At 60.4% G+C, this 21,555-nt stretch carries 29 protein-coding genes; 19 read left to right on the top strand and 10 right to left on the bottom strand.

Annotation, left to right across the window (positions count from 1 at the left end; all coding sequences use genetic code 11):
- Positions 1–46: 46 nt before the first annotated feature.
- From CKW16_RS02635 to pilG, 3 genes are read right to left on the bottom strand one after another with little or no spacing between them, the layout of a single operon-like run.
- Positions 47–580 (bottom strand): chemotaxis protein CheW, encoded by a 534-nt coding sequence (locus CKW16_RS02635; RefSeq protein ID WP_095127089.1) that lies wholly within the window; start codon positions 578–580, stop codon positions 47–49.
- Between the two features lie 10 nt (positions 581–590).
- Positions 591–956 carry a twitching motility response regulator PilH gene (gene pilH / locus CKW16_RS02630; protein WP_008068134.1) on the bottom strand — a complete coding sequence of 122 codons (366 nt, stop codon included), beginning with the start codon at positions 954–956 and terminating at the stop codon, positions 591–593.
- A 57-nt stretch (positions 957–1,013) separates the two neighbouring features.
- Positions 1,014–1,418: a twitching motility response regulator PilG gene (pilG, locus tag CKW16_RS02625; protein WP_008152601.1), complete on the bottom strand. Its 405-nt coding sequence runs from the start codon at positions 1,416–1,418 to the stop codon at positions 1,014–1,016.
- Between the two features lie 234 nt (positions 1,419–1,652).
- Between pilG and gshB the strand changes: the two genes are divergently transcribed.
- From gshB to CKW16_RS02590, 7 genes are all read left to right on the top strand, one after another.
- Complete coding sequence (gene gshB, locus CKW16_RS02620; RefSeq protein WP_095127088.1) at positions 1,653–2,606, top strand: glutathione synthase; 954 nt, start codon at positions 1,653–1,655, stop codon at positions 2,604–2,606.
- 77 nt (positions 2,607–2,683) lie between these two features.
- Positions 2,684–3,583, top strand: a complete 900-nt coding sequence (locus CKW16_RS02615) for an energy transducer TonB (RefSeq protein ID WP_095127087.1) — start codon at positions 2,684–2,686, stop codon at positions 3,581–3,583.
- Positions 3,584–3,763: 180 nt separating this feature from the next.
- Positions 3,764–4,336: a YqgE/AlgH family protein gene (locus tag CKW16_RS02610; protein ID WP_046045231.1), complete on the top strand. Its 573-nt coding sequence runs from the start codon at positions 3,764–3,766 to the stop codon at positions 4,334–4,336.
- The gene (gene ruvX / locus CKW16_RS02605) at positions 4,336–4,773 is read left to right on the top strand and encodes a Holliday junction resolvase RuvX (protein ID WP_005792259.1); all 438 of its coding nucleotides are present in this window, start codon (positions 4,336–4,338) and stop codon (positions 4,771–4,773) included. Before CKW16_RS02610 ends, ruvX begins: the two co-directional genes overlap by 1 nt.
- Before the next feature lie 84 nt (positions 4,774–4,857).
- Positions 4,858–5,361, top strand: a complete 504-nt coding sequence (gene pyrR, locus CKW16_RS02600) for a bifunctional pyr operon transcriptional regulator/uracil phosphoribosyltransferase PyrR (RefSeq protein ID WP_033060467.1) — start codon at positions 4,858–4,860, stop codon at positions 5,359–5,361.
- A 27-nt stretch (positions 5,362–5,388) separates the two neighbouring features.
- On the top strand, positions 5,389–6,393 hold the full coding sequence (locus CKW16_RS02595) for an aspartate carbamoyltransferase catalytic subunit (protein ID WP_007897943.1): 1,005 nt from the start codon (positions 5,389–5,391) through the stop codon (positions 6,391–6,393).
- A complete protein-coding gene (locus CKW16_RS02590; RefSeq protein WP_008152614.1) occupies positions 6,390–7,661 on the top strand; it encodes a dihydroorotase in 1,272 nt (423 codons plus the stop codon). The genes CKW16_RS02595 and CKW16_RS02590 overlap by 4 nt, the downstream gene beginning before the upstream one ends.
- A 109-nt stretch (positions 7,662–7,770) precedes the next feature.
- Here CKW16_RS02590 and CKW16_RS02585 read toward each other — a convergent pair whose 3' ends face one another.
- Positions 7,771–8,202, bottom strand: coding sequence for a TM2 domain-containing protein (locus CKW16_RS02585; protein ID WP_095127086.1), 432 nt, complete (start codon positions 8,200–8,202; stop codon positions 7,771–7,773).
- A gap of 250 nt (positions 8,203–8,452) precedes the next feature.
- On the opposite strand from CKW16_RS02585, the gene CKW16_RS02580 reads away from it, so the two are divergent.
- Positions 8,453–9,073 (top strand): C40 family peptidase, encoded by a 621-nt coding sequence (locus CKW16_RS02580; RefSeq protein WP_095127085.1) that lies wholly within the window; start codon positions 8,453–8,455, stop codon positions 9,071–9,073.
- Positions 9,074–9,195: 122 nt separating this feature from the next.
- Here CKW16_RS02580 and CKW16_RS02575 read toward each other — a convergent pair whose 3' ends face one another.
- On the bottom strand, positions 9,196–10,230 hold the full coding sequence (locus CKW16_RS02575) for a type IV pilus twitching motility protein PilT (RefSeq protein ID WP_095127084.1): 1,035 nt from the start codon (positions 10,228–10,230) through the stop codon (positions 9,196–9,198).
- Between the two features lie 55 nt (positions 10,231–10,285).
- On the opposite strand from CKW16_RS02575, the gene CKW16_RS02570 reads away from it, so the two are divergent.
- The 10 genes from CKW16_RS02570 to CKW16_RS02525 all read left to right on the top strand — a co-directional run bounded on the left by CKW16_RS02570 (position 10,286) and on the right by CKW16_RS02525 (position 17,279).
- Positions 10,286–10,972 carry a YggS family pyridoxal phosphate-dependent enzyme gene (locus CKW16_RS02570; RefSeq protein WP_095127083.1) on the top strand — a complete coding sequence of 229 codons (687 nt, stop codon included), beginning with the start codon at positions 10,286–10,288 and terminating at the stop codon, positions 10,970–10,972.
- A gap of 35 nt (positions 10,973–11,007) precedes the next feature.
- Positions 11,008–11,826, top strand: coding sequence for a pyrroline-5-carboxylate reductase (gene proC, locus CKW16_RS02565; protein WP_095127082.1), 819 nt, complete (start codon positions 11,008–11,010; stop codon positions 11,824–11,826).
- Positions 11,827–11,836: 10 nt separating this feature from the next.
- Complete coding sequence (locus CKW16_RS02560) at positions 11,837–12,427, top strand: YggT family protein (protein ID WP_095127081.1); 591 nt, start codon at positions 11,837–11,839, stop codon at positions 12,425–12,427.
- A gap of 4 nt (positions 12,428–12,431) precedes the next feature.
- On the top strand, positions 12,432–12,722 hold the full coding sequence (locus tag CKW16_RS02555) for a DUF167 domain-containing protein (protein WP_095127080.1): 291 nt from the start codon (positions 12,432–12,434) through the stop codon (positions 12,720–12,722).
- Between the two features lie 187 nt (positions 12,723–12,909).
- Positions 12,910–14,049: a homoserine O-acetyltransferase gene (locus CKW16_RS02550; protein ID WP_095127079.1), complete on the top strand. Its 1,140-nt coding sequence runs from the start codon at positions 12,910–12,912 to the stop codon at positions 14,047–14,049.
- Between the two features lie 7 nt (positions 14,050–14,056).
- Positions 14,057–14,677, top strand: coding sequence for a methionine biosynthesis protein MetW (gene metW, locus CKW16_RS02545; protein WP_008152632.1), 621 nt, complete (start codon positions 14,057–14,059; stop codon positions 14,675–14,677).
- 26 nt (positions 14,678–14,703) lie between these two features.
- Positions 14,704–15,138: a DUF4426 domain-containing protein gene (locus CKW16_RS02540; protein WP_095127078.1), complete on the top strand. Its 435-nt coding sequence runs from the start codon at positions 14,704–14,706 to the stop codon at positions 15,136–15,138.
- Entirely contained in the window at positions 15,135–15,731 is a 597-nt protein-coding gene (rdgB, locus tag CKW16_RS02535; RefSeq protein WP_095127077.1) for an RdgB/HAM1 family non-canonical purine NTP pyrophosphatase, read from the top strand. The genes CKW16_RS02540 and rdgB overlap by 4 nt, the downstream gene beginning before the upstream one ends.
- On the top strand, positions 15,728–16,933 hold the full coding sequence (gene hemW, locus CKW16_RS02530) for a radical SAM family heme chaperone HemW (RefSeq protein WP_095127076.1): 1,206 nt from the start codon (positions 15,728–15,730) through the stop codon (positions 16,931–16,933). The genes rdgB and hemW overlap by 4 nt, the downstream gene beginning before the upstream one ends.
- Before the next feature lie 22 nt (positions 16,934–16,955).
- Entirely contained in the window at positions 16,956–17,279 is a 324-nt protein-coding gene (locus CKW16_RS02525; RefSeq protein ID WP_046045220.1) for a DUF3392 domain-containing protein, read from the top strand.
- Between the two features lie 132 nt (positions 17,280–17,411).
- Here CKW16_RS02525 and trmB read toward each other — a convergent pair whose 3' ends face one another.
- From trmB to CKW16_RS02505, 4 genes are all read right to left on the bottom strand, one after another.
- A complete protein-coding gene (trmB, locus tag CKW16_RS02520) occupies positions 17,412–18,137 on the bottom strand; it encodes a tRNA (guanosine(46)-N7)-methyltransferase TrmB (RefSeq protein ID WP_095127075.1) in 726 nt (241 codons plus the stop codon).
- Between the two features lie 9 nt (positions 18,138–18,146).
- Complete coding sequence (locus CKW16_RS02515) at positions 18,147–18,941, bottom strand: thiazole synthase (protein ID WP_095127074.1); 795 nt, start codon at positions 18,939–18,941, stop codon at positions 18,147–18,149.
- Positions 18,942–19,001: 60 nt separating this feature from the next.
- Positions 19,002–19,202 (bottom strand): sulfur carrier protein ThiS, encoded by a 201-nt coding sequence (gene thiS, locus CKW16_RS02510; RefSeq protein ID WP_008026157.1) that lies wholly within the window; start codon positions 19,200–19,202, stop codon positions 19,002–19,004.
- 90 nt (positions 19,203–19,292) lie between these two features.
- Positions 19,293–19,664: a DUF423 domain-containing protein gene (locus CKW16_RS02505; RefSeq protein ID WP_074871674.1), complete on the bottom strand. Its 372-nt coding sequence runs from the start codon at positions 19,662–19,664 to the stop codon at positions 19,293–19,295.
- A gap of 74 nt (positions 19,665–19,738) precedes the next feature.
- On the opposite strand from CKW16_RS02505, the gene mtgA reads away from it, so the two are divergent.
- Positions 19,739–20,461, top strand: a complete 723-nt coding sequence (gene mtgA / locus CKW16_RS02500) for a monofunctional biosynthetic peptidoglycan transglycosylase (protein WP_095127073.1) — start codon at positions 19,739–19,741, stop codon at positions 20,459–20,461.
- A 190-nt stretch (positions 20,462–20,651) separates the two neighbouring features.
- Here the strand turns inward: mtgA and rpoH are convergent, their stop codons facing one another.
- Positions 20,652–21,506 carry an RNA polymerase sigma factor RpoH gene (gene rpoH / locus CKW16_RS02495; RefSeq protein ID WP_007897890.1) on the bottom strand — a complete coding sequence of 285 codons (855 nt, stop codon included), beginning with the start codon at positions 21,504–21,506 and terminating at the stop codon, positions 20,652–20,654.
- Between the last annotated feature and the right edge of the window lie 49 nt (positions 21,507–21,555).

Here is a 21,555-nt window from a genome sequence, read left to right as displayed (position 1 = left end):
AAGACCGCGTCGCCTGCATCGCGGGCAAGCCTTGCTCCTACAAGGATTACAGCGCTACGTGCATAAAGCTTTGGGACTGCACCAACGCAAACGGGCTGAACACCTGCCAGGTCTGCTCGCGCTGAAACCGGCCTTTGATGAACGGTGCAATCGGGCCGCTCAAGGTATCTACCGGCTCAAGACTGTCCTGGGCAAAGTGCTGGAGGCCGAAGACTTCATCGACCATCAACCCGGTGAACACCTCGTTATGCTCCACCACCAATACCCGGCGCTGCTTGCGCACGGCTGACAGCTCATGCCCGAAGAAGCCGCACAAGTCGATGATCGGCAACAGGCGCCCGCGCAGATTGGCCACCCCCTTGACCCAGGGTCTGACCCCCGGCAGCAGGGTACACCTCGGCTCGTGCAACACTTCGCTGACCTCGCCCATCGGCGCGACGTACCAGTGCTCGCCCAAGCGAAAACCGATGCCGCTCCAACTGTCTTGTCGGGTCGGCTGGGACGGCAAGTCAGCCGCCAGCAGACGACAACGCTGGTCGATCTGCAGCAGCAGTTCGAAAGCCGTCAGCGACTCGGTCATGGCTGGACGATCAACCGGCCAGCACGTTGTTCAGGGTTTTGATCAGGGTTTCTTCGTCGACCGGTTTGGTCAGGTAATCCTTGGCGCCCTGGCGCGTGCCCCAGACTTTGTCGGTTTCCTGATCCTTGGTGGTGATGATGATCACCGGAATGTGCCCGGTTTCCGGGTCTTTGGTCAGCTGACGGGTCGCCTGGAAACCATTGAGGCCAGGCATGACGATGTCCATCAGCACCGCGTCGGGTTTTTCCTGACGGGCCAGGGCCACGCCGTCGGCGCCGTTTTCGGCTTTCAACACTTCATGACCGTGCTTTTCCAGCATGCCGGTCAGTTTGTACATTTCGGTCGGCGAATCATCGACGATCAGAATACGTGCCATGGTCTTCCCCATTCTTGTCGACGCCGGGCCCGCTGGCCGAGCGTCACTGTGCGTGTCCTACTGCGGCAAAACGGCGGCGAAGCCCGGTACATGGGCCTGGATCGCGTTCAGCAGTTCTTCCTTGCTGAAAGGCTTGGTCAAAAACTGGTCGGAGCCGACGATGCGCCCCTTGGCCTTGTCGAACAGCCCATCCTTGGACGACAGCATAATCACTGGCGTGGACTTGAACGCACTGTTGTTCTTGATTAAAGCGCAGGTCTGATAACCATCCAGACGCGGCATCATGATGTCGACAAAGATGATGCCGGGGTGATTGTCGGCAATCTTGGCCAGAGCATCGAAACCATCGATGGCGGTGATCACTTCACAACCCACGTTCTTCAATAACGTTTCGGCGGTGCGGCGAATCGTTTTCGAATCGTCGATCACCATGACCTTCAAGGCGCTGGAATGCTGTTCCATAAATGCTCTGCCGTCGCCTTTGCGAATCAAATTGTCCATTTCCGATAACCGGAGGCTCGAAACCCTTGATGTTCAAGGGCCAGCGCGATATGGCAGCCTTTTTAGCACAGTCTCTAACACCAATCTATCGGCCGACCTGCGGAGTGGTTTTTCCTTGACCGGGAACACACTCAGCGCCACTCTGACGCCACTTTTTCGTGTCCATTCGGACCACCCAATTTCGAGGAAAAACCCATGAGCGTTCGCGTCGGGATTGTCATGGATCCTATTGCCAGCATCTCCTATAAAAAGGATAGCTCGCTGGCCATGCTGTTGGCCGCACAGAAGCGCGGCTGGGAACTGTTCTATATGGAACAGGGCGATTTGTACCAGGCCGAAGGCGAAGCACGGGCGCGGATGTGTCCGTTGAAAGTCTTCGCCAACCCGCAAAAATGGTTCGAACTCGACGCCGAGACCGACGCGCTGCTGAGCGATCTGGACGTGATCCTGATGCGCAAGGATCCGCCGTTCGACATGGAATTCGTCTACTCCACTTACCTGCTGGAGCAAGCCGAACGCGCTGGCGTGCTGGTGGTCAACAAGCCGCAAAGCCTGCGCGACTGCAACGAAAAGCTGTTCGCCACGCTGTTCCCGCAGTGCACGCCGCCGACCATCGTCAGTCGTCGCCCGGACGTACTGCGTGAATTCGCCGATCACCACGGCGACGTGATCCTCAAGCCGCTGGACGGCATGGGCGGTTCGTCGATCTTCCGTCACACCGCTGGCCACCCGAACCTGTCGGTGATCCTCGAAACCCTGACCTTGCATGGCAAACAGCAGATCATGATTCAGGGTTACCTGCCGGCAATCATCGATGGCGACAAGCGCATCCTGATGATCGACGGCGAGCCGGTGGATTACTGCCTGGCACGAATTCCGGCTGCTGGCGAAACCCGTGGCAACCTCGCCGCCGGTGGCCGTGGCGAAGCCCGTCCGCTGACCGAGAAAGATCGCTGGATCGCCGCACAAGTCGGCCCGACCTTACGCGAAAAAGGCCTGTTGTTCGTCGGTCTGGACGTGATCGGCGAGCATCTGACGGAAATCAACGTCACCAGCCCGACCTGCATTCGCGAGATTGATAACGCGTTTGGCACCGACATCGGCGGCCTGCTGATGGATGCCATCGATCAGAAGCTCAAGGCCCGTTGATATAGAACAGCCAAGAAACGACCAACATTGCGTTATCATCCGCGGCCTGTGAAAAACGCGATGTTGGTTTTTTTGTCATGACGCTCCCGTCCGATCTGCCCGCTGAACTCGCCCATCGTGGCGTGCGCCCGGCTGATCGCCTCGGTTTTACCCTGTTTCTCGCGGCGCTGATTCACCTGGCCTTGCTGTTGGGCGTCGGCTTTACGATGGTCGAACCCAAGCAAATCAGCAAAACCCTGGAAATTACCCTCGCCACCTTTAAAAGCGAAAAGAAGCCTGAAAAAGCCGATTTTCTTGCTCAAGAGAATCAGGAAGGCAGCGGCACCCTGGATAAAAAGGCAATTCCCAAGACCACCGAGGTCGCGCCTTTCCAGGACAACAAGGTGCAGAAAGTCACGCCACCGCCAGCGGCCAAGCCTGAACTGAAGGAAGCCGCACCGAAGGCAGCCGTGACGACCGTCGCGCCCAAGCCGAAAAAAGCCGCAGCCAAAACCGAAGAACCCAAACCCGTCACCAAACCCGCAGTCGCCGCGCCGACGTTCGACAGTGAACAGCTGTCCAGCGACATCGCCAGCCTGGAAGCGGAGCTGGCCAACGAACAACAGCTGTATGCCAAGCGCCCGCGTATCCATCGCCTGAGCGCCGCGTCGACCATGCGCGACAAGGGCGCCTGGTATAAGGACGAGTGGCGCAAGAAGGTCGAGCGCATCGGCAACCTGAATTACCCCGACGAAGCGCGACGCAAGCAGATCTACGGTAATTTGCGCCTTTTGGTTTCGATCAACCGTGACGGCTCGCTCTTTGAAGTGCTGGTGCTGGAGTCGTCCGGGCAACCGCTGCTGGATCAGGCGGCGCAGCGCATCGTGCGGCTGGCGGCACCGTTTTCACCGTTTACCGGGGATTTGTCGGATATCGATCGTCTGGAAATCATCCGGACCTGGAAGTTTGCCCGCGGCGACAGACTCTCCAGCAACTGACACCCCACAAATCCCTGTGGGAGCGGGCTTGCTCGCGAATGCGGTCAATCATTCAACATTGATGTCGACTGACACGACGCCTTCGCGAGCAAGCCCGCTCCCACATTTGACCTGTGCCGACTGCCAAATTGCGCCATCCTCAGCTTGTCAGTTCGCCCCTCCAACGCCACACTAGCGCTCATGAAGAACGTCAGCCCCAGCTACCTCAAGCATCAATTCCTGATCGCCATGCCTCACATGGTCGACCCGAACTTTGCGCACACTTTGACCTACATCGTCGAGCACACGGCCAATGGTGCCATGGGTCTGGTGGTCAATCGTCCGCAAGACCTCAACCTGGCCGATATCCTCGAACAACTGCGCCCCGACATCGAACCGCCGGTGCTCTGCCAGCATGTGCCGATCTTCATCGGCGGCCCGGTGCAGACCGATCGCGGTTTTGTTCTGCACCCCTCGGGGCAGAGCTATCAGGCCACCGTTGAGCTCGATGAGAAACTGGCCCTGTCGACCTCCCAGGACGTGCTGTTCGCCATCGCCGATGGCGTCGGTCCGGCGAAAAGCCTGATCGCCCTCGGATACGCTGGCTGGGAAGCCGGGCAGCTGGAAGCCGAACTGGCTCAGAACGCCTGGCTGACCTGCCCGTTCGATGCCGATATTTTGTTCAACACCAGCAGCGAATTGCGCCTGGAAGCAGCGGCCAAGCACCTGGGCGTCAACCTCAGCCTGCTGACCAGCCAAGCGGGACACGCCTGATGGCCCTGCGCCTGATTTTGGGTTTCGACTACGGCACCAAACAGATCGGCGTTGCGGTCGGCCAGGTGATTACCGGCCAGGCCCGCGAGCTGTGCACCTTGAAGGCACAAAACGGTATTCCCGACTGGAATCAGGTCGAAGCCCTGATTAAAGAGTGGAAACCCGATGCCGTGGTGGTTGGCCTGCCCTTGAACATGGACGGCACGCCGAGCGACATGTGCCTGCGCGCCGAGAAATTCGCCCGCCGCCTCAACGGCCGCTACAACCTGCCCTTCTATACCCACGATGAACGCCTGACCACCTTCGAAGCGAAGGGTGAACGACGTGATCGTGGCGGACAAAAGGGCAGCTACCGCGACAACCCGGTGGACGCCATCGCCGCCGCCCTGCTGCTGCAAGGCTGGCTCGACGAAAACACCGCACTGTTCGAATCCTGAAGAGCCGCAACAAGCGTCTCTACTTAGCTACAACCCGAGCCACCTCTCCAGCAGAACCCGGCTCGGGCCCAAGAAGGAGCAACCATGAGCCTGCCCAATCCCGTTGAACTGATCAGCCAGATGGCGACCCGGCTTGACGCCTATCTGGCCAAACGTGGCATCAGCGAACCGCGCTACATCGGTATTCGTACCGGTGGCGTCTGGGTCGCCCAGGCGTTGCTCGATGAACTGGGCAGCGACTCGCCCCTCGGCACCCTGGACGTCTCCTTCTACCGCGACGACTTCAGTCAGAACGGCCTGCACCCACAAGTGCGCCCGTCCGCCCTGCCGTTCGAGATCGAAGGCCAGCACCTGGTGCTGATCGACGACGTATTGATGAGCGGCCGGACCATCCGCGCCGCCCTCAATGAGCTGTTCGACTACGGCCGCCCGGCCAGCGTGACATTGGTGTGCCTGCTGGACCTGGACGCCGGCGAGCTGCCGATTCGCCCGAATGTGGTCGGCGCGACCCTGTCGCTGGCCGCCCACGAACGGGTGAAACTGTCCGGCCCGGAACTCAAGCTCGAACTGCAAGACCTCGCCCTTTAATTCGCCCTATTGAGAGTCCCCCTCGCGATGACGCCTCTAGAAACCAAGCGCCCGCTGCAGCTCAATGATCAGGGCCAGCTGCGCCACTTCCTCTCGCTCGACGGTTTGCGCCGCGAGCTGCTGACGGAAATCCTCGACACCGCCGACTCGTTCCTCGAAGTCGGCGCCCGGGCGGTGAAGAAGGTCCCGTTGCTGCGCGGCAAGACCGTGTGCAACGTGTTCTTCGAGAACTCCACCCGCACCCGCACCACCTTCGAACTGGCGGCCCAGCGGCTGTCGGCGGACGTGATCACCCTGAACGTGTCCACATCGTCGGCGAGCAAGGGCGAAACCCTGCTCGACACCCTGCGCAACCTGGAAGCCATGGCCGCCGACATGTTCGTCGTGCGTCACGGTGACTCCGGCGCGGCGCACTTCATCGCCGAACATGTCTGCCCGCAAGTGGCGATCATCAACGGCGGCGACGGCCGTCACGCCCACCCGACCCAGGGCATGCTCGACATGCTGACGATCCGTCGGCACAAGGGCGGCTTCGAGAACCTTTCCGTAGCCATCGTCGGCGACATCCTGCACTCGCGGGTAGCGCGCTCGAACATGCTTGCGCTGAAAACCCTCGGCTGCCCGGACATCCGCGTGATCGCGCCGAAAACCCTGCTGCCGATCGGCATCGAGCAATACGGCGTGAAGGTTTACACCGACATGACCGAAGGCCTGAAAGACGTCGACGTGGTGATCATGCTGCGCCTGCAGCGTGAACGCATGACTGGCGGCCTGCTGCCGAGCGAAGGCGAGTTCTACCGCCTGTTCGGCCTGACCACCGCGCGCCTGGCCGGGGCCAAACCGGATTGCATCGTCATGCACCCGGGGCCGATCAACCGCGGCGTGGAGATTGAGTCGGCGGTGGCCGACGGCCCGCACTCGGTGATCCTCAACCAGGTCACCTACGGTATTGCGATTCGTATGGCCGTGTTGTCCATGGCCATGAGCGGGCAGACTGCCCAGCGCCAATTCGAGCAGGAGAACGCCCAGTGAAGCTCAGCATTCTCGGCGCCCGCGTCATCGATCCGGCCAGCGGCCTGGATCAAGTTACCGATATCCATATTGAAGCCTGCAAGATCATTGCCCTTGGCGCCGCGCCGGCCGGTTTTGTCGCCGTCGACACCCTCGACGCCAAAGGCCTGGTCGCCGCCCCTGGGCTGGTTGACCTGAACGTCGCCCTGCGCGAGCCGGGCTACAGCCGTAAAGGTTCAATCGTCAGCGAAACCCGCGCCGCCGCAGCCGGTGGCGTCACCAGCCTGTGCTGCCCACCGAAAACCAAACCGGTGCTGGACACCTCGGCCGTGGCCGAACTGATCCTCGACCGCGCCCGCGAGGCCGGCAACACCAAGGTGTTCCCGATCGGCGCCCTGAGCAAAGGCCTGGACGGCGAACAGCTGGCCGAACTGGTCGCCTTGCGCGATGCCGGTTGCGTGGCCTTCGGCAACGGCCTGGACAGCTTCCGCAACACCCGCACGCTGTGCCGGGCGCTGGAATACGCCGCGACATTCGACCTGACGGTGATTTTCAACTCTCAGGACCATGACCTGGCCGAAGGTGGCTTGGCCCACGAAGGCCCGACCGCCAGCTTCCTCGGTTTGCCGGGCATTCCCGAAACCGCCGAAACCGTGGCTTTGGCCCGTGATCTGCTGCTGGTCGAGCAAAGTGGCGTGCGCGCGCACTTCAGCCAGCTCACCAGCGCCCGTGGCGTGGCCCTGATCGCTCAGGCCCAGGCTCGCGGCCTGCCGGTGACGGCCGATGTGGCGTTGTATCAACTGATCCTGACCGACGAAGCGCTGATCGACTTCAGCAGCCTCTATCACGTCCAGCCGCCGCTGCGCACCCGCGCCGACCGCGATGGCCTGCGTGAAGCGGTGAAATCGGGTGTGGTCTCGGCCATCTCCAGCCATCACCAACCCCACGAGCGGGACGCCAAACTGGCGCCGTTCGGGGCCACCGAGCCGGGCATCAGCAGCGTTGAACTGCTGCTGCCGTTGGCAATGACGCTAGTGGAAGATGGTTTGCTGGACCTGCCAACGCTGTTGGCGCGCTTGAGCACCGGACCTGCCGAAGCGTTGCGCCTTCCGGCGGGCAAACTGGCGGTAGGTGGCCCGGCGGACATCGTGCTGTTCGATCCGGCGGCTTCGACCGTGGCTGGTGAGACCTGGCTGTCCAAAGGCGAAAACTGCCCGTTCATTGGGCACAGCCTGCCGGGCGTGGTGCGTTACACCCTGGTGGATGGACGCATTAGCCACCAGGCGTAAGACCGCGTCGTCTGCATTCGCGAGCAAGCCCGCTCCCACATTGGTTCTGTGAACGACGCAAATCCAATGTGGGAGCGGCGGTGCGACGATTCGACTTGCTCGCGAAGACTTACTGGAAGGCACCTCGATTCTGAGCATTGCGAATCGACACCTGATCATTCAGCGTCCAGAAGTCATACAGCACCCCCAGAAAGAGCAACCCGCCCGTCACCAGGTACAGCAATCCGCTGATCCACTTCCCCTGATACATCCGGTGTACGCCGAATATCCCCAGAAACGTCAGCAGAATCCACGCCACGTTGTACTCAATGGGCCCCGCGGTAAAACGCAGGTCCGCTTCACGATCCATGGCCGGGATCAGAAACAGGTCGATCAGCCAACCGATCCCCAACAAACCGAAGGTGAAGAACCAGATCGTCCCCGTCACCGGCTTGCCGTAATAGAAGCGGTGAGCGCCGGTAAAACCGAAAATCCACAGCAGGTAACCAATCACTTTGCTGTGCGTGTCTTGATGCGAGACAGGCTGTTGATAGGTGTTCATGAAGGTCCTCGATTCACACGATAGATAAATATTCTTTAAATCTTTGTGACTTTTTTACAGGTGGCCGACGTATGGCAAATGCTACCTTGTGTCCCGTCAAAGCCTTGTAGCACAGGCGTTGTGTCCGACAATCGCGTCTATTTTCCGCTTATTTGGTTCCGTTGACCCCAAGGTTGAATCGACCAACGGCCTCGGAAGGGCCAAAAAAGCTGTTATAAAGTTGCGCGCTAACTTATATGAGCCCTGCCTAATGCGTCCATTTTTCAAGACATGGCTAACCATTTGCCTTTTGATGCCACTGGCCGCCCACGCCACCAATCGTGAGCAACGTCTTCCTAACGTTAATGGTTACACCCAAAAATCCCATGTTTCTGCTCCTTCGAGCAAAAACAAACAGACCGTAAAACGCGCTCCCCAGTTGAGCAGCAGCAAAAGCAGCCTTGTACCGCCAATGGCGAGCAAGGAAAGCAGCGACGTGCTGAGCCGTGCCGTAAACGTCCTGGGTACTCCGTACCGTTGGGGCGGCAGCAGCCCAAGTAAAGGGTTCGACTGCAGTGGCCTGGTGAAATACGCGTTTAACGACGCCACCTTTGACCTGCCGCGCACTTCCAACGCCATGGCCAGCGGTCATGGGGAGAAAGTCGATCGCAAGGATCTGAAGCCTGGCGACCTGATTTTCTTCAACATCAAGAGCCGTCGGGTCAATCACGTTGCCATCTACCTGGGCAACGACCGCTTCATCCACGCACCACGTCGTGGCAAGTCGGTGACCATCGATACGCTGAAGAAACCCTACTGGGAAAGCCACTACGTGGTTGCCAAGCGGGTTATGCCGAAAGAGAAGAACACCCTGCAGGTTGTTCAGCGCTAACCTGATCGTTCCCACGCTCTGCGTGGGAATGCAGCCCAGGACGCTCCGCGTCCCTGCCGAAGCGGACGCAGAGCGTCCATTGAGGCATTCCCACGCAGAGCGTGGGAACGATCGACTCCCCCTCAAAAACCATCCGGCGTGCGCGCCTTCTCCCGCGCATGCTCGCGGCTGATCAATCCCTTGCTCACCAGCTCCTTCAAGCACATATCCAGCGTCTGCATCCCCAGGTTTCCCCCGGTCTGAATCGACGAGTACATCTGCGCCACCTTGTCTTCGCGGATCAGGTTACGGATCGCTGACGTGCCGAGCATGATTTCGTGGGCCGCGATCCGCCCGCCGCCGATCTTCTTGACCAACGTCTGCGATACCACCGCCAGCAACGACTCGGACAGCATCGAACGGACCATCGATTTCTCGTCCCCCGGAAACACGTCCACCACCCGGTCAATGGTTTTCGCCGCCGATGTCGTGTGCAGCGTGCCAAACACCAGATGACCGGTTTCGGCGGCGGTCAACGCCAGTCGAATGGTCTCCAGATCCCGCATCTCCCCCACCAGAATCACGTCCGGGTCCTCTCGCAGGGCCGAGCGTAGAGCCGTGGCGAAGCTGCGCGTATCACGATGGACTTCACGCTGGTTGATCAAGCATTTGCGCGACTCGTGGACGAACTCGATCGGGTCTTCGATGGTGAGGATGTGCTGATGGCGATGGGTGTTCAGGTGATCGATCATCGCTGCCAGGGTGGTGGATTTGCCGGAACCGGTCGGACCGGTCACCAGCACCAGCCCTCGCGGCGCTTCGGTAATCTTGCGAAACACTTCCCCCATACCGAGGTCGTCCATGCTCAGGACCTTGGACGGAATGGTCCGGAACACCGCGCCAGCGCCGCGATTGTGGTTGAACGCGTTAACCCGAAAACGCGCCACGCCGGGCACGTCAAAGGAGAAGTCGGTTTCCAGGTGCTTCTCGAAGTCCACCCGCTGCGTGTCGTTCATGATGTCGTAGATCAGCGCCTGCACCTGTTTGTGGTCCAGGGCCGGCAGGTTGATGCGCCGCACATCGCCGTCGACCCGAATCATCGGTGGCAGGCCGGCAGACAGATGCAAGTCGGACGCGCCCTGTTTCGCGCTGAAAGCCAGCAGCTCAGTGATATCCATAGCGTTCCTCAATTCCAGTAGAATGCCGCGAACCTTCAGCCGCCGGCGCCTCTTGATGTCCACGATAGCAGACAACATTGCTCAGGTTAGTTCACGCATCCACGCCGCTGCCGTCGCCGCAAAACGCGACACAGACAGCGTCCAGTTGCTGGCCGTGAGCAAGACCAAGCCGGCCGAGGCCCTGCGCGAAGCGTACGCCGCCGGCCTCCGCGACTTTGGCGAGAACTACCTGCAGGAAGCCCTGAGCAAACAGCTCGAATTGGCCGACCTGCCCTTGATCTGGCACTTCATCGGCCCCATTCAATCGAACAAGACTCGCGCTATCGCCGAGCACTTCGCCTGGGTGCATTCCGTGGATCGTTTGAAAATCGCACAACGCCTGTCCGAACAACGTCCTGCCGATTTGCCGCCACTGAACATTTGCATCCAGGTCAACGTCAGCGGTGAAGCCAGCAAGTCCGGCTGCACCCCGGCTGATCTTCCGGCGCTGGCCAATGCCATCAGCGAACTGCCGCGCATCAAGCTGCGTGGGCTGATGGCAATCCCCGAGCCGACTGAAGATCGCGCTGCTCAGGATGCCGCTTTTGCTGCCGTGCAGCGCCTGCAAGCCAGCCTGAACCTGCCGCTCGACACACTTTCCATGGGCATGAGCCACGACCTCGAGTCGGCCATCGCCATGGGCGCCACTTGGGTCCGTATCGGTACGGCCCTGTTTGGCGCCCGCGACTATGGTCAGCCTTGAAAAATGGCTGACTCCTCTCTTTATAAGGACCTGACATGAGCAAGACTCGTATTGCCTTTATCGGAGCCGGCAACATGGCCGCCAGCCTGATCGGCGGCCTGCGCGCCAAAGGTCTGGACGCCGCGCAGATCCGCGCCAGCGATCCGGGCGCCGAAACCCGCGCTCGCGTGAACGCTGAACACGGTATCGAGGTGTTCGCCGACAACGCCGACGCCATTCAGGGCGTGGACGTGATCGTGCTGGCGGTCAAACCCCAAGCGATGAAAGCCGTCTGCGAAGCGCTTCGCCCAAGCCTCAAGCCGAATCAACTGGTGGTCTCGATTGCGGCCGGCATCACCTGCGCCAGCATGAACAACTGGCTCGGCGCCCAACCGATCGTGCGTTGCATGCCCAACACCCCGGCGCTGCTGCGCCAGGGCGTGAGTGGTTTGTTCGCCACCGCTGAAGTGAGCACCGAGCAACGTAAACAGGCGCAAGAACTGCTGTCCGCCGTCGGCATCGCACTGTGGCTGGATGAAGAGCAACAACTGGACGCGGTCACCGCCGTCTCCGGCTCGGGCCCTGCGTACTTCTTCCTGCTGATCGAAGCCATGACCGCCGCTGGCGTGAAGCTCGGTCTGCCAGCAGACATCGCTGCACAACTGACCCTGCAAACCGCTTTGGGCGCTGCTCACATGGCCGTGGCCAGTGACGTCGACGCTGCGGAACTGCGTCGCCGCGTGACCTCGCCTGCGGGCACGACGGAAGCGGCGATCAAGTCGTTCCAGGCCGGCGGCTTCGAAGCCCTGGTAGAAAAAGCACTCGGCGCCGCTGCGCACCGCTCGGCCGAGATGGCCGAACAATTGGGTCAATAAGGAGCCTTACATGATTGGATTGAACACTGCAGCGGTCTACGTGCTGCAAACCCTCGGCAGCCTGTACCTGCTGATCGTGTTGCTGCGCTTTGTGCTGCAACTGGTACGCGCAAACTTCTACAACCCGCTCTGCCAGTTCGCCGTGAAAGCCACCCAGCCGCTGCTCAAGCCGTTGCGTCGGATCATCCCGAGCATGTTCGGCCTGGACATGTCCTCGCTGGTGCTGGCGATCCTCGTGCAACTGGCGCTGATGGCCCTGACCCTGCTGCTGACTTACGGCACCATCGGTAACCCGCTGCAATTGCTGATCTGGTCGCTGATCGGCGTGACCGCGCTGTTCCTGAAGATTTTCTTCTTTGCCCTGATCATCAGCGTGATCCTGTCCTGGGTCGCACCGGGCAGCCATAACCCTGGCGCCGAGTTGGTGAACCAGATCTGCGAACCAGCCCTGGCGCCGTTCCGCAAGATCCTGCCGAACCTCGGCGGCCTGGATATCTCGCCGATCCTGGCGTTCATGGCACTCAAGCTGATCGACATGCTGGTGATCAACAACCTCGCCGCCATGACGATGATGCCGGAAATCCTGCGTCTGCTGATCTGACCCGGTGAGCTACTTTCGCTGGGACGGTGACGACCTGATTCTGGAATGTCACCTGCAACCGGCGGCCCGCAGCGATGAATTCTGCGGGCTGCATGGTGATCGATTGAAGATTCGCCTGACGGCACCGCCGGTTGAAGGCAAGGCCAATGCGTATTTGAAAGCGTTTTTGGCCAAGGCGTTTGGGGTGTCCAAGAGTCAGGTGAGCTTGATCAGCGGCGAGTTGAATCGGCAGAAACGCGTTCGCATTTGTTCGCCGAAGAAGCTGCCGGAGTTACCTGACTTGACCCCACCCTGATCGTTCCCACGCTCCGCGTGGGAATGCAGCCCGGGACGCTCCGCGTCCCTGCCGAAGCGGACGCGGAGCGTCCAGTGAGGCATTCCCACGCAGAGCGTGGGAACGATCGTTAGCGACAGGGAAGTTAGCTTGCTGCTAGGGTCAGCGGTCTTTAGACTTACGCCTCATTTCAACGAGAGCAGGGTCGATGCCAGCTGCCTTTCCCCCCGATTCTGTTGGTCTGGTGACGCCGCAAGTGGCGCACTTCAGTGAACCCCTGGCCTTGGCCTGCGGCCGTTCGCTCCCAGCTTATGACCTGATCTACGAAACCTACGGCACGCTGAACGCCGCGGCGAGCAACGCCGTGCTGATCTGCCACGCCTTGTCGGGTCACCATCACGCTGCCGGCTTCCACAGCCCCGACGACCGCAAACCCGGTTGGTGGGACAGCTGCATCGGGCCTGGCAAACCGATCGACACCAACAAATTCTTCGTGGTCAGCCTGAACAACCTCGGCGGTTGCAACGGTTCCACCGGCCCGAGCAGCGTCAATCCGGAAACCGGCAAGCCCTTCGGCGCCGATTTCCCGGTGTTGACCGTGGAAGACTGGGTTCACAGCCAGGCGCGCTTGGCTGACCTGCTCGGCATCGGCCAATGGGCCGCCGTGATTGGCGGCAGTCTCGGTGGCATGCAGGCGATGCAGTGGAGCATCACCTACCCGGATCGCATTCGCCACTGCCTGGCCATCGCCTCGGCCCCCAAGCTGTCGGCGCAGAACATTGCCTTCAACGAAGTGGCGCGCCAGGCGATCCTGACCGACCCCGAGTTCCACGGCGGTTCGTTCCAGGAAGCGGGCGTGATCCCCAAGCGTGGCTTGATGCTGGCGCGGATGGTCGGGCACATCACGTACCTTTCCGACGACTCCATGGGCGAGAAATTCGGCCGGGGCCTGAAGAGCGAAAAGCTCAACTACGACTTCCACAGCGTCGAGTTCCAGGTCGAAAGCTACCTGCGTTATCAGGGCGAAGAGTTCTCCGGGCGCTTCGATGCCAACACGTACTTGCTGATGACCAAGGCGCTGGACTACTTCGATCCGGCGGCGAACTTCGACGATGACCTGGCGAAAACCTTCGCCAACGCCCAAGCGAAGTTCTGCGTGATGTCCTTCACCACCGACTGGCGCTTCTCCCCTGCCCGCTCGCGGGAACTGGTGGACGCGCTGATGGCGGCCAAGAAAGACGTCTGCTACCTCGAGATCGACGCTCCGCAAGGCCACGACGCCTTCCTGATTCCGATCCTGCGCTACTTGCAGGCATTCAGCAATTACATGAACCGCATTACGTTGTGAGAAAGCCATGAGAGCTGATCTGGAAATCATCCAGGAATGGATCCCCGCCGGCAGCCGCGTGCTCGACCTCGGTTGCGGCGATGGCGAATTGCTGACCTGGCTGCGCGATAACAAGCAAGTCACCGGCTATGGCCTGGAAAACGACCCGGACAACATCGCCGAGTGCGTGGCCAAGGGCATCAACGTGATTGAGCAGGACCTGGACAAGGGCCTGGGCAACTTCGCCAGCAACAGCTTCGACGTCGTGGTCATGACCCAGGCGCTGCAAGCCGTGCACTACCCGGACAAGATCCTCGACGAAATGCTGCGCGTCGGTCGCCAGTGCATCATCACCTTCCCCAACTTCGGTCACTGGCGCTGCCGCTGGTACCTGGCGAGCAAGGGCCGGATGCCGGTGTCCGATTTTCTGCCGTACACCTGGTACAACACGCCGAACATCCACTTTTGCACCTTCGAAGACTTTGAAGCGTTATGTCGCGAACGTGAAGCCAGGGTCATTGATCGGCTTGCCGTGGATCAACAGCATCGGCACGGGTGGGCCAGTAAGCTATGGCCTAATCTGTTAGGTGAGATCGGTATTTACCGTGTCAGCAGCCCCGGGCTGCAGGATCACAAGGTCGCTGTCTGAACCACGACATTCCAAGGAGAACGAACATGGGTCGTCTAGCGCTGTTTTTACTCACTGCCTGCCTGAGCGTCACCGCCATGGCCGCCGATGTCATCAAAGGCGAGCGCAAGGAAACCTTTGGCGATGTAACGGTGCACTACAACACCTTCAACTCCACCTTCCTGACACCCGACATCGCCAAAGCGGCCGGGCTGACGCGGAGCAAGAACCAGGGTGTGATAAACGTCTCCGTGCTCAAGGATGGCAAGCCACTGACCGCTGAAGTCAGCGGATCGGTGAAAGACCTCACCAGCCAGATCGTACCGTTGAAGTTCAAACAGATCACCGAACAAGGCGCGATCTACTACATCGCCCAGTTCCCGGTCGATCAGCAGGAAATCCGGACCTTCGACATCAAGGTGCAGAACGGCGATAAAATCAACACCATCAATTTCAACCAAGAGCTCTTCCCCGGCGAATGATCAACTTCACGCAACTCGTACTGGCCAGCCACAACGCCGGCAAACTCAAGGAACTTCAGGCCATGCTCGGCGAATCGGTGCAACTGCGCTCGATCGGCGAGTTCAGCAGCGTCGAACCTGAAGAAACCGGCCTGTCGTTCGTCGAAAACGCCATCCTCAAGGCCCGCAATGCCGCGCGCATCTCCGGCCTGCCGGCGCTGGCCGACGATTCGGGGTTGGCAGTGGATTTCCTCGGCGGTGCGCCGGGTATCTACTCGGCTCGTTATGCCGACGGTCAGGGCGATGCGGCGAACAACGCCAAGCTGCTCGACGTATTGAAAGACGTGCCGGAAGCCGAGCGCAGTGCGCAGTTCGTTTGCGTGCTGGCGCTGGTGCGTCATGCCGACGATCCGTTGCCGATTATCTGCGAAGGCCTGTGGCACGGGCGCATCCTGCCGGAAGCCAGCGGCGAACACGGTTTCGGTTACGATCCGCTGTTCTGGGTGCCGGAGCGCGATTGCTCCAGTGCCGAGTTGAGCCCGAGCGACAAGAACCTCATCAGCCACCGCGCCCGTGCAATGGATCTGCTGCGCCAGCGTCTGGGCCTGAAATGATCCATGACTCATCCGCATCGCCGCTGATCTTCGGCGGCGATGCCCAATCGCCTCGGGCCGCCCTGCCGGTACTGCCGCCCCTGGCGTTGTACATCCACATCCCGTGGTGTGTGCGCAAATGCCCTTATTGCGACTTCAATTCCCACACCGCCAGCCCGGTGTTGCCGGAAGAAGAGTATGTGGACGCGCTGCTGGCCGACCTCGATCAGGACCTGCATGCGGTTTACGGCCGAGAGCTGAGTTCGATCTTCTTTGGGGGCGGCACGCCGAGTCTGTTCAGCGCTGAAGCCCTGGGCCGTTTGCTCAAAGGCGTCGAGCAACGCATCCCGTTTGCCAGCGACATCGAAATTACCCTGGAAGCCAATCCGGGGACGTTCGAGCAAGAGAAGTTCGTCGCCTACCGGACGCTGGGCATCAATCGCCTGTCGATCGGCATCCAGAGCTTTCAGGAAGAGAAACTCAAGGCGCTGGGGCGGATTCACAACGGTGACGAAGCGGTACGTGCCGCCGGCATGGCCCGTCAGGCCGGGTTCGACAACTTCAATCTGGACCTGATGCACGGTTTACCCGATCAGTCCCTGGACGACGCCCTGAGCGACCTGCGCCAGGCCATCGCCCTGAAGCCGACCCATTTGTCCTGGTATCAGCTGACCCTGGAGCCGAACACGGTGTTCTGGAACCAGCCGCCGACGCTGCCGGAAGACGACACATTGTGGGACATTCAGGAGGCCGGGCAGGCGCTGTTGGCCGAGCACGGTTACGCGCAATACGAAGTCTCGGCGTATGCCCAGCCCGGCCGTCCGGCGCGGCATAACCTGAATTACTGGTGTTTCGGCGACTTCATCGGCATCGGCGCCGGGGCTCACGGCAAACTCAGCCACCCGGACGGGCGCATCGTCCGTACCTGGAAGACCCGTCTGCCGAAGGACTACCTCAACCCGGCCAAAAGCTTCAAGGCCGGCGAGAAAGCGCTGACCAATGATGAGATGCCGTTCGAGTTCCTGATGAACGCGCTACGCCTGACCGAGGGCGTGGAATCGCGGCTGTATCCGGAACGCACCGGGATGACCCTGGAAAGCCTCGCCGAACACCGCCGCGAAGCCGAACAAAGCGGCTTGTTGCAGGTCGAACCGTCACGTCTGGCGGCCACCGAGCGCGGACAACTCTTCCTCAATGACTTGCTGCAGACATTTTTGAGCTGATTTCAGCCTTAAGGGAAAACGAATGGATTTGATACTCGACCTGCTCGCCACCGCGTCCCGCTGGAGCCGTAGCAACCTGTCTGAAATCGCTCTGGCACTGGTGGGCTGCCTGCTGGTGTTGTTTGGCGCCGATATCAAAGGCTGGGTCGACCAACGTTTGGGCAGCATCGCCGGCGCCTTGCGCGTCCCGCTGATGGCCCTGCTGTGCATGATCGGCAGCGGCGTCGCGCTGATTTACGCCACGCCGTGGATCATCAAAGGCCTGAGCCAGTTCAACAACTACAGCCTGGCGCCGGTGTTGTTGGTGGTGCTGGTGTTGATTGGCGTCGTAGCCGACCGCCGCTGACTCCAACCACAACACAAAACAAATGTGGGAGCGGGCTTGCTCGCGAAAGCGGTAGATCATTCAACAGTGATGTTGACTGATACGACGCCTTCGCGAGCAAGCCCGCTCCCACATTTGGTATTGCGTAACGGCTTAAGACTGTTTTTCGAACTTCAGGTCCCACACGCCATGTCCAAGACGTTCGCCGCGGCGTTCGAACTTGGTGATCGGGCGTTCGGTCGGGCGCGGGACGCAGTTGCCGTCTTCGGCCAGGTTGCGATAACCCGGCGCGACGTTCATCACTTCCAGCATGTACTCGGCGTACGGTTCCCAGTCGGTGGCCATGTGCAGCACACCGCCGACCTTCAACTTGCTGCGCACCAGTTCAGCGAACGACGCCTGAACGATGCGACGCTTGTGGTGGCGGCTCTTGTGCCATGGGTCCGGGAAAAACAGCATCAGGCGATCGAGGCTGTTGTCGGCCACGCAGCGGTTGAGAACTTCGATCGCATCGCAATCGTAGACCCGCAGGTTAGTCAGGCCCTGAGTCAGCACGCCATTGAGCAGCGCACCAACACCCGGACGGTGCACTTCCACGCCGATGAAATCCTGCTCCGGCGAGGCCGCGGCCATTTCCAGCAGCGAATGGCCCATGCCAAAACCGATTTCCAGCGAGCGCGGTGCCGAACGACCGAACACCTGATCGAAGTCCACCGGCGCATCGGCCAGAGGCAACACGAACAGCGGCGTGCCCTGCTCCAGACCTTTTTGCTGGCCTTCAGTCATGCGCCCGGCGCGCATCACGAAACTCTTGATGCGGCGGTGTTGGCGCTCTTCGCCTTCTTCCGGCTGGATAGGCGTTTCGTTTGATTCAGTCATCAATGGCTCTTACTTGATCAGACCATCCAGCGGCGAGGAGGCGCTGGCATAGAGTTTTTTCGGCATGCGGCCGGCGAGGTAGGCCAAGCGACCTGCCACGATGGCGTGTTTCATGGCTTCAGCCATCATGATCGGCTGCTGGGCGTGGGCGATGGCCGAGTTCATCAGCACCGCTTCGCAACCCAGTTCCATGGCGATGGTGGCGTCGGAGGCGGTACCGACACCGGCATCCACCAGCACAGGAATCTTGGCTTCTTCGAGGATGATCTGCAGGTTGTACGGGTTGCAGATCCCCAGGCCCGTGCCGATCAGACCGGCCAGCGGCATCACCGCGATGCAGCCGATTTCCGCCAGTTGACGGGCGATGATCGGATCATCGCTGGTGTAAACCATCACGTCGAAGCCTTCCTTGACCAGCACTTCGGCGGCCTTGAGGGTTTCGATCACGTTGGGGAACAGGGTTTTCTGATCCGCCAGCACTTCCAGCTTCACCAGGTTGTGGCCGCCGAGCAGCTCACGGGCCAGGCGGCAGGTGCGCACAGCCTCGATAGCGTCGAAGCAACCGGCAGTGTTAGGCAGGAAGGTGTAGCGATCCGGCGACAGGACTTCGAGCAGGTTCGGTTCGCCCGGGTTCTGGCCGAGATTGGTGCGGCGCACGGCGAAGGTGACGATCTCGGCACCCGAGGCTTCGATGGCCAGGCGGGTTTCTTCCATGTCGCGGTACTTGCCAGTGCCTACCAGCAAACGCGACTGGTAAGTACGACCGGCCAGGACGAAGGGCTTGTCGCTACGAACGATGCTCATGGGAAATCCTCTGTAGGGGTGAGGTTCTTGCAGAATTCTGTGCCCTTGCGGGCCGGACGACTAGCCGCCGCCGATAGCGTGAACGACTTCGACCGAATCGCCGTCGTTCAGCGTGGTGTCGGCGTGCTGGCTGCGCGGGACGATATCCAGATTGAGTTCGACCGCCACCCGGCGCCCGGTCAGTTCCAGACGGGTCAGCAGGGCCGCAACGGTTTCGCCGTCGGGCAGTTCAAGGGATTCGCCGTTCAACTGAATGCGCATGCCGAATGCCGCCATCATTTTTAGGGGCTGGCATTCTAGCCCGATCAGTCTTGGCGACCCAAGCCATTCGTCATGAAATGGACCACCCGGTCAGCTCAACCGCCAGGCGGCAAGCCCCAGGCACAACCAGCCGACTAGAAATGCCAGCCCGCCGAAGGGGGTGATGATCCCAAGCTTGCTGACGCCGGTCATGGTCAACAGGTACAGACTGCCGGAAAACAGCAGGATGCCGACGACAAACGATGCTCCCGCCCAGGTGATCAGGCGACCGGGAATCTGCGTGGCCAGCAGTGCAACGCCCAGCAAGGCCAATGTGTGCACCAACTGATAGGTCACGCCGGTGTGGAAAATTGCCAGGTACTCGGGCGTCAGACGGCTTTTCAAGCCATGGGCGGCGAACGCGCCAAGGGCAACGCCGGTGAAGCCGAAGAAAGCGGCCAGCATCAGAAAGCCACGCAGCATGAAGAACTCCAGTCAGACTCGATCCACAGGGTCTGTATAATGGCCCGCTCAACGGGTTCGGCCAAGCCATCTCTATGCTGCGTTTATTTTTGCGACGATTCACGAAGGCCCTGCTCTGGTTCGCGGGTGGCAGCGTATTGCTGGTGCTGATCTTTCGCGTGGTACCGCCACCGGGAACCGCGCTGATGGTCGAGCGCAAGGTCGAATCCTGGTTCGACGGCGAGCCCATCGACCTGCAACGCACCTGGAAACCCTGGGATGAAATCTCTGACGACCTGAAAGTCGCGGTGATTGCCGGCGAAGATCAGAAATTCCCGGAGCATTGGGGCTTTGACTTTGGCGCGATCCAGGCCGCACTGGCCCACAACGAACTCGGCGGAACGATTCGCGGCGCCAGCACCCTGAGCCAGCAGGTCTCGAAGAATCTGTTTCTGTGGTCCGGCCGCAGCTGGTTGCGCAAAGGCCTGGAAGCCTGGTTTACCGGGCTGATCGAAGTGTTCTGGCCCAAGCAGCGAATTCTCGAGGTGTACCTCAACAGCGTTGAGTGGGATGACGGTGTGTTTGGCGCTGAAGCAGCCGCCAGACATCACTTTGGCGTCGGCGCTCGCTCGCTGTCCCGGCAGCAGGCCAGTTTGCTGGCTGCGGTGCTGCCTAACCCACGAGTGTGGAGTGCCAGTCATCCAACTAACTACGTCGCACGGCGAGCGGGATGGATTCGACAGCAGATGAGTCAGCTCGGTGGCGATAGCTACCTTGTAGGAATCAATGATTCACGCCGCGTACCTTGGGCTCCCTAACTCGACGCACTCTGTAGGAGCAAGGCTTGCCCGCGAAGGCGGTGTGCCAGCCGACATCACTGCTGAATGACACACCGCCTTCGCGGGCAAGCCTTGCTCCTACAGGGGTTTGTGGTATGGCGGAAATATTGGATACAAACAAAAACGCCCCGATCAATGATCGGGGCGTTTTTTTATGCCTGAGCTGCGGTTAGGCGGCAATCGACAACTTGAGCTTGTTCATCGCGCTCTTCTCGAGCTGACGAATACGCTCGGCCGACACGTTGTACTTCTGCGCCAGGTCGTGCAGCGTGGCTTTTTCTTCTGCCAGCCAGCGCTGGTAGAGGATGTCACGACTGCGGTCGTCCAGCACTTCAAGCGCTTCGTGCAGGTTGTGGTTGGAGTTGTCGCTCCAGTCGGCATCTTCCAGCTGACGGGCCGGATCATACCGGTGGTCTTCCAGATAGTTGGCCGGCGATTGGAAAGCACTGTCGTCGTCCGCTTCCGCGGCCGGGTCGAAGGCCATGTCATGGCCGGTCAGGCGACTTTCCATCTCACGCACTTCCCGAGGCTCTACACCGAGGCTTTCCGCCACACGGTGAACTTCCTCGTTGTTCAGCCACGCCAGACGTTTCTTCTGGCTGCGCAGGTTGAAGAACAGCTTGCGCTGGGCCTTGGTGGTCGCGACTTTCACAATGCGCCAGTTGCGCAGAATGAACTCGTGAATTTCCGCCTTGATCCAGTGCACAGCGAACGAAACCAGGCGCACACCCATTTCCGGGTTGAAGCGCTTCACCGCCTTCATCAGGCCGACGTTGCCTTCCTGGATCAGGTCAGCCTGAGCCAGACCGTAGCCGGAATAGCTACGGGCGATATGTACAACAAAACGCAGGTGGGCGAGCACCATCTGCCGAGCCGCCCCCAAATCCTGCTCATAATAGAGACTCTCGGCCAGTTCACGCTCCTGCTCCGGCGTCAGCAATGGAATGCTGTTCACGGTGTGCACATAGGCCTCCAGGTTCGCACCCGGGACCAGAGCATATGCAGGTTGCAAAGAATTGGTCATACGAAAAAACCTCCGACTTACATAACTCGTGCAGTTCAGCACTGCGAAA

The sequence above is a fragment of the Pseudomonas sp. Irchel s3h14 genome, from assembly GCF_900187425.1.
In the GTDB taxonomy this organism is placed as follows: domain Bacteria; phylum Pseudomonadota; class Gammaproteobacteria; order Pseudomonadales; family Pseudomonadaceae; genus Aquipseudomonas.
This window is presented reverse-complemented; position numbering and strand designations above follow the sequence as displayed.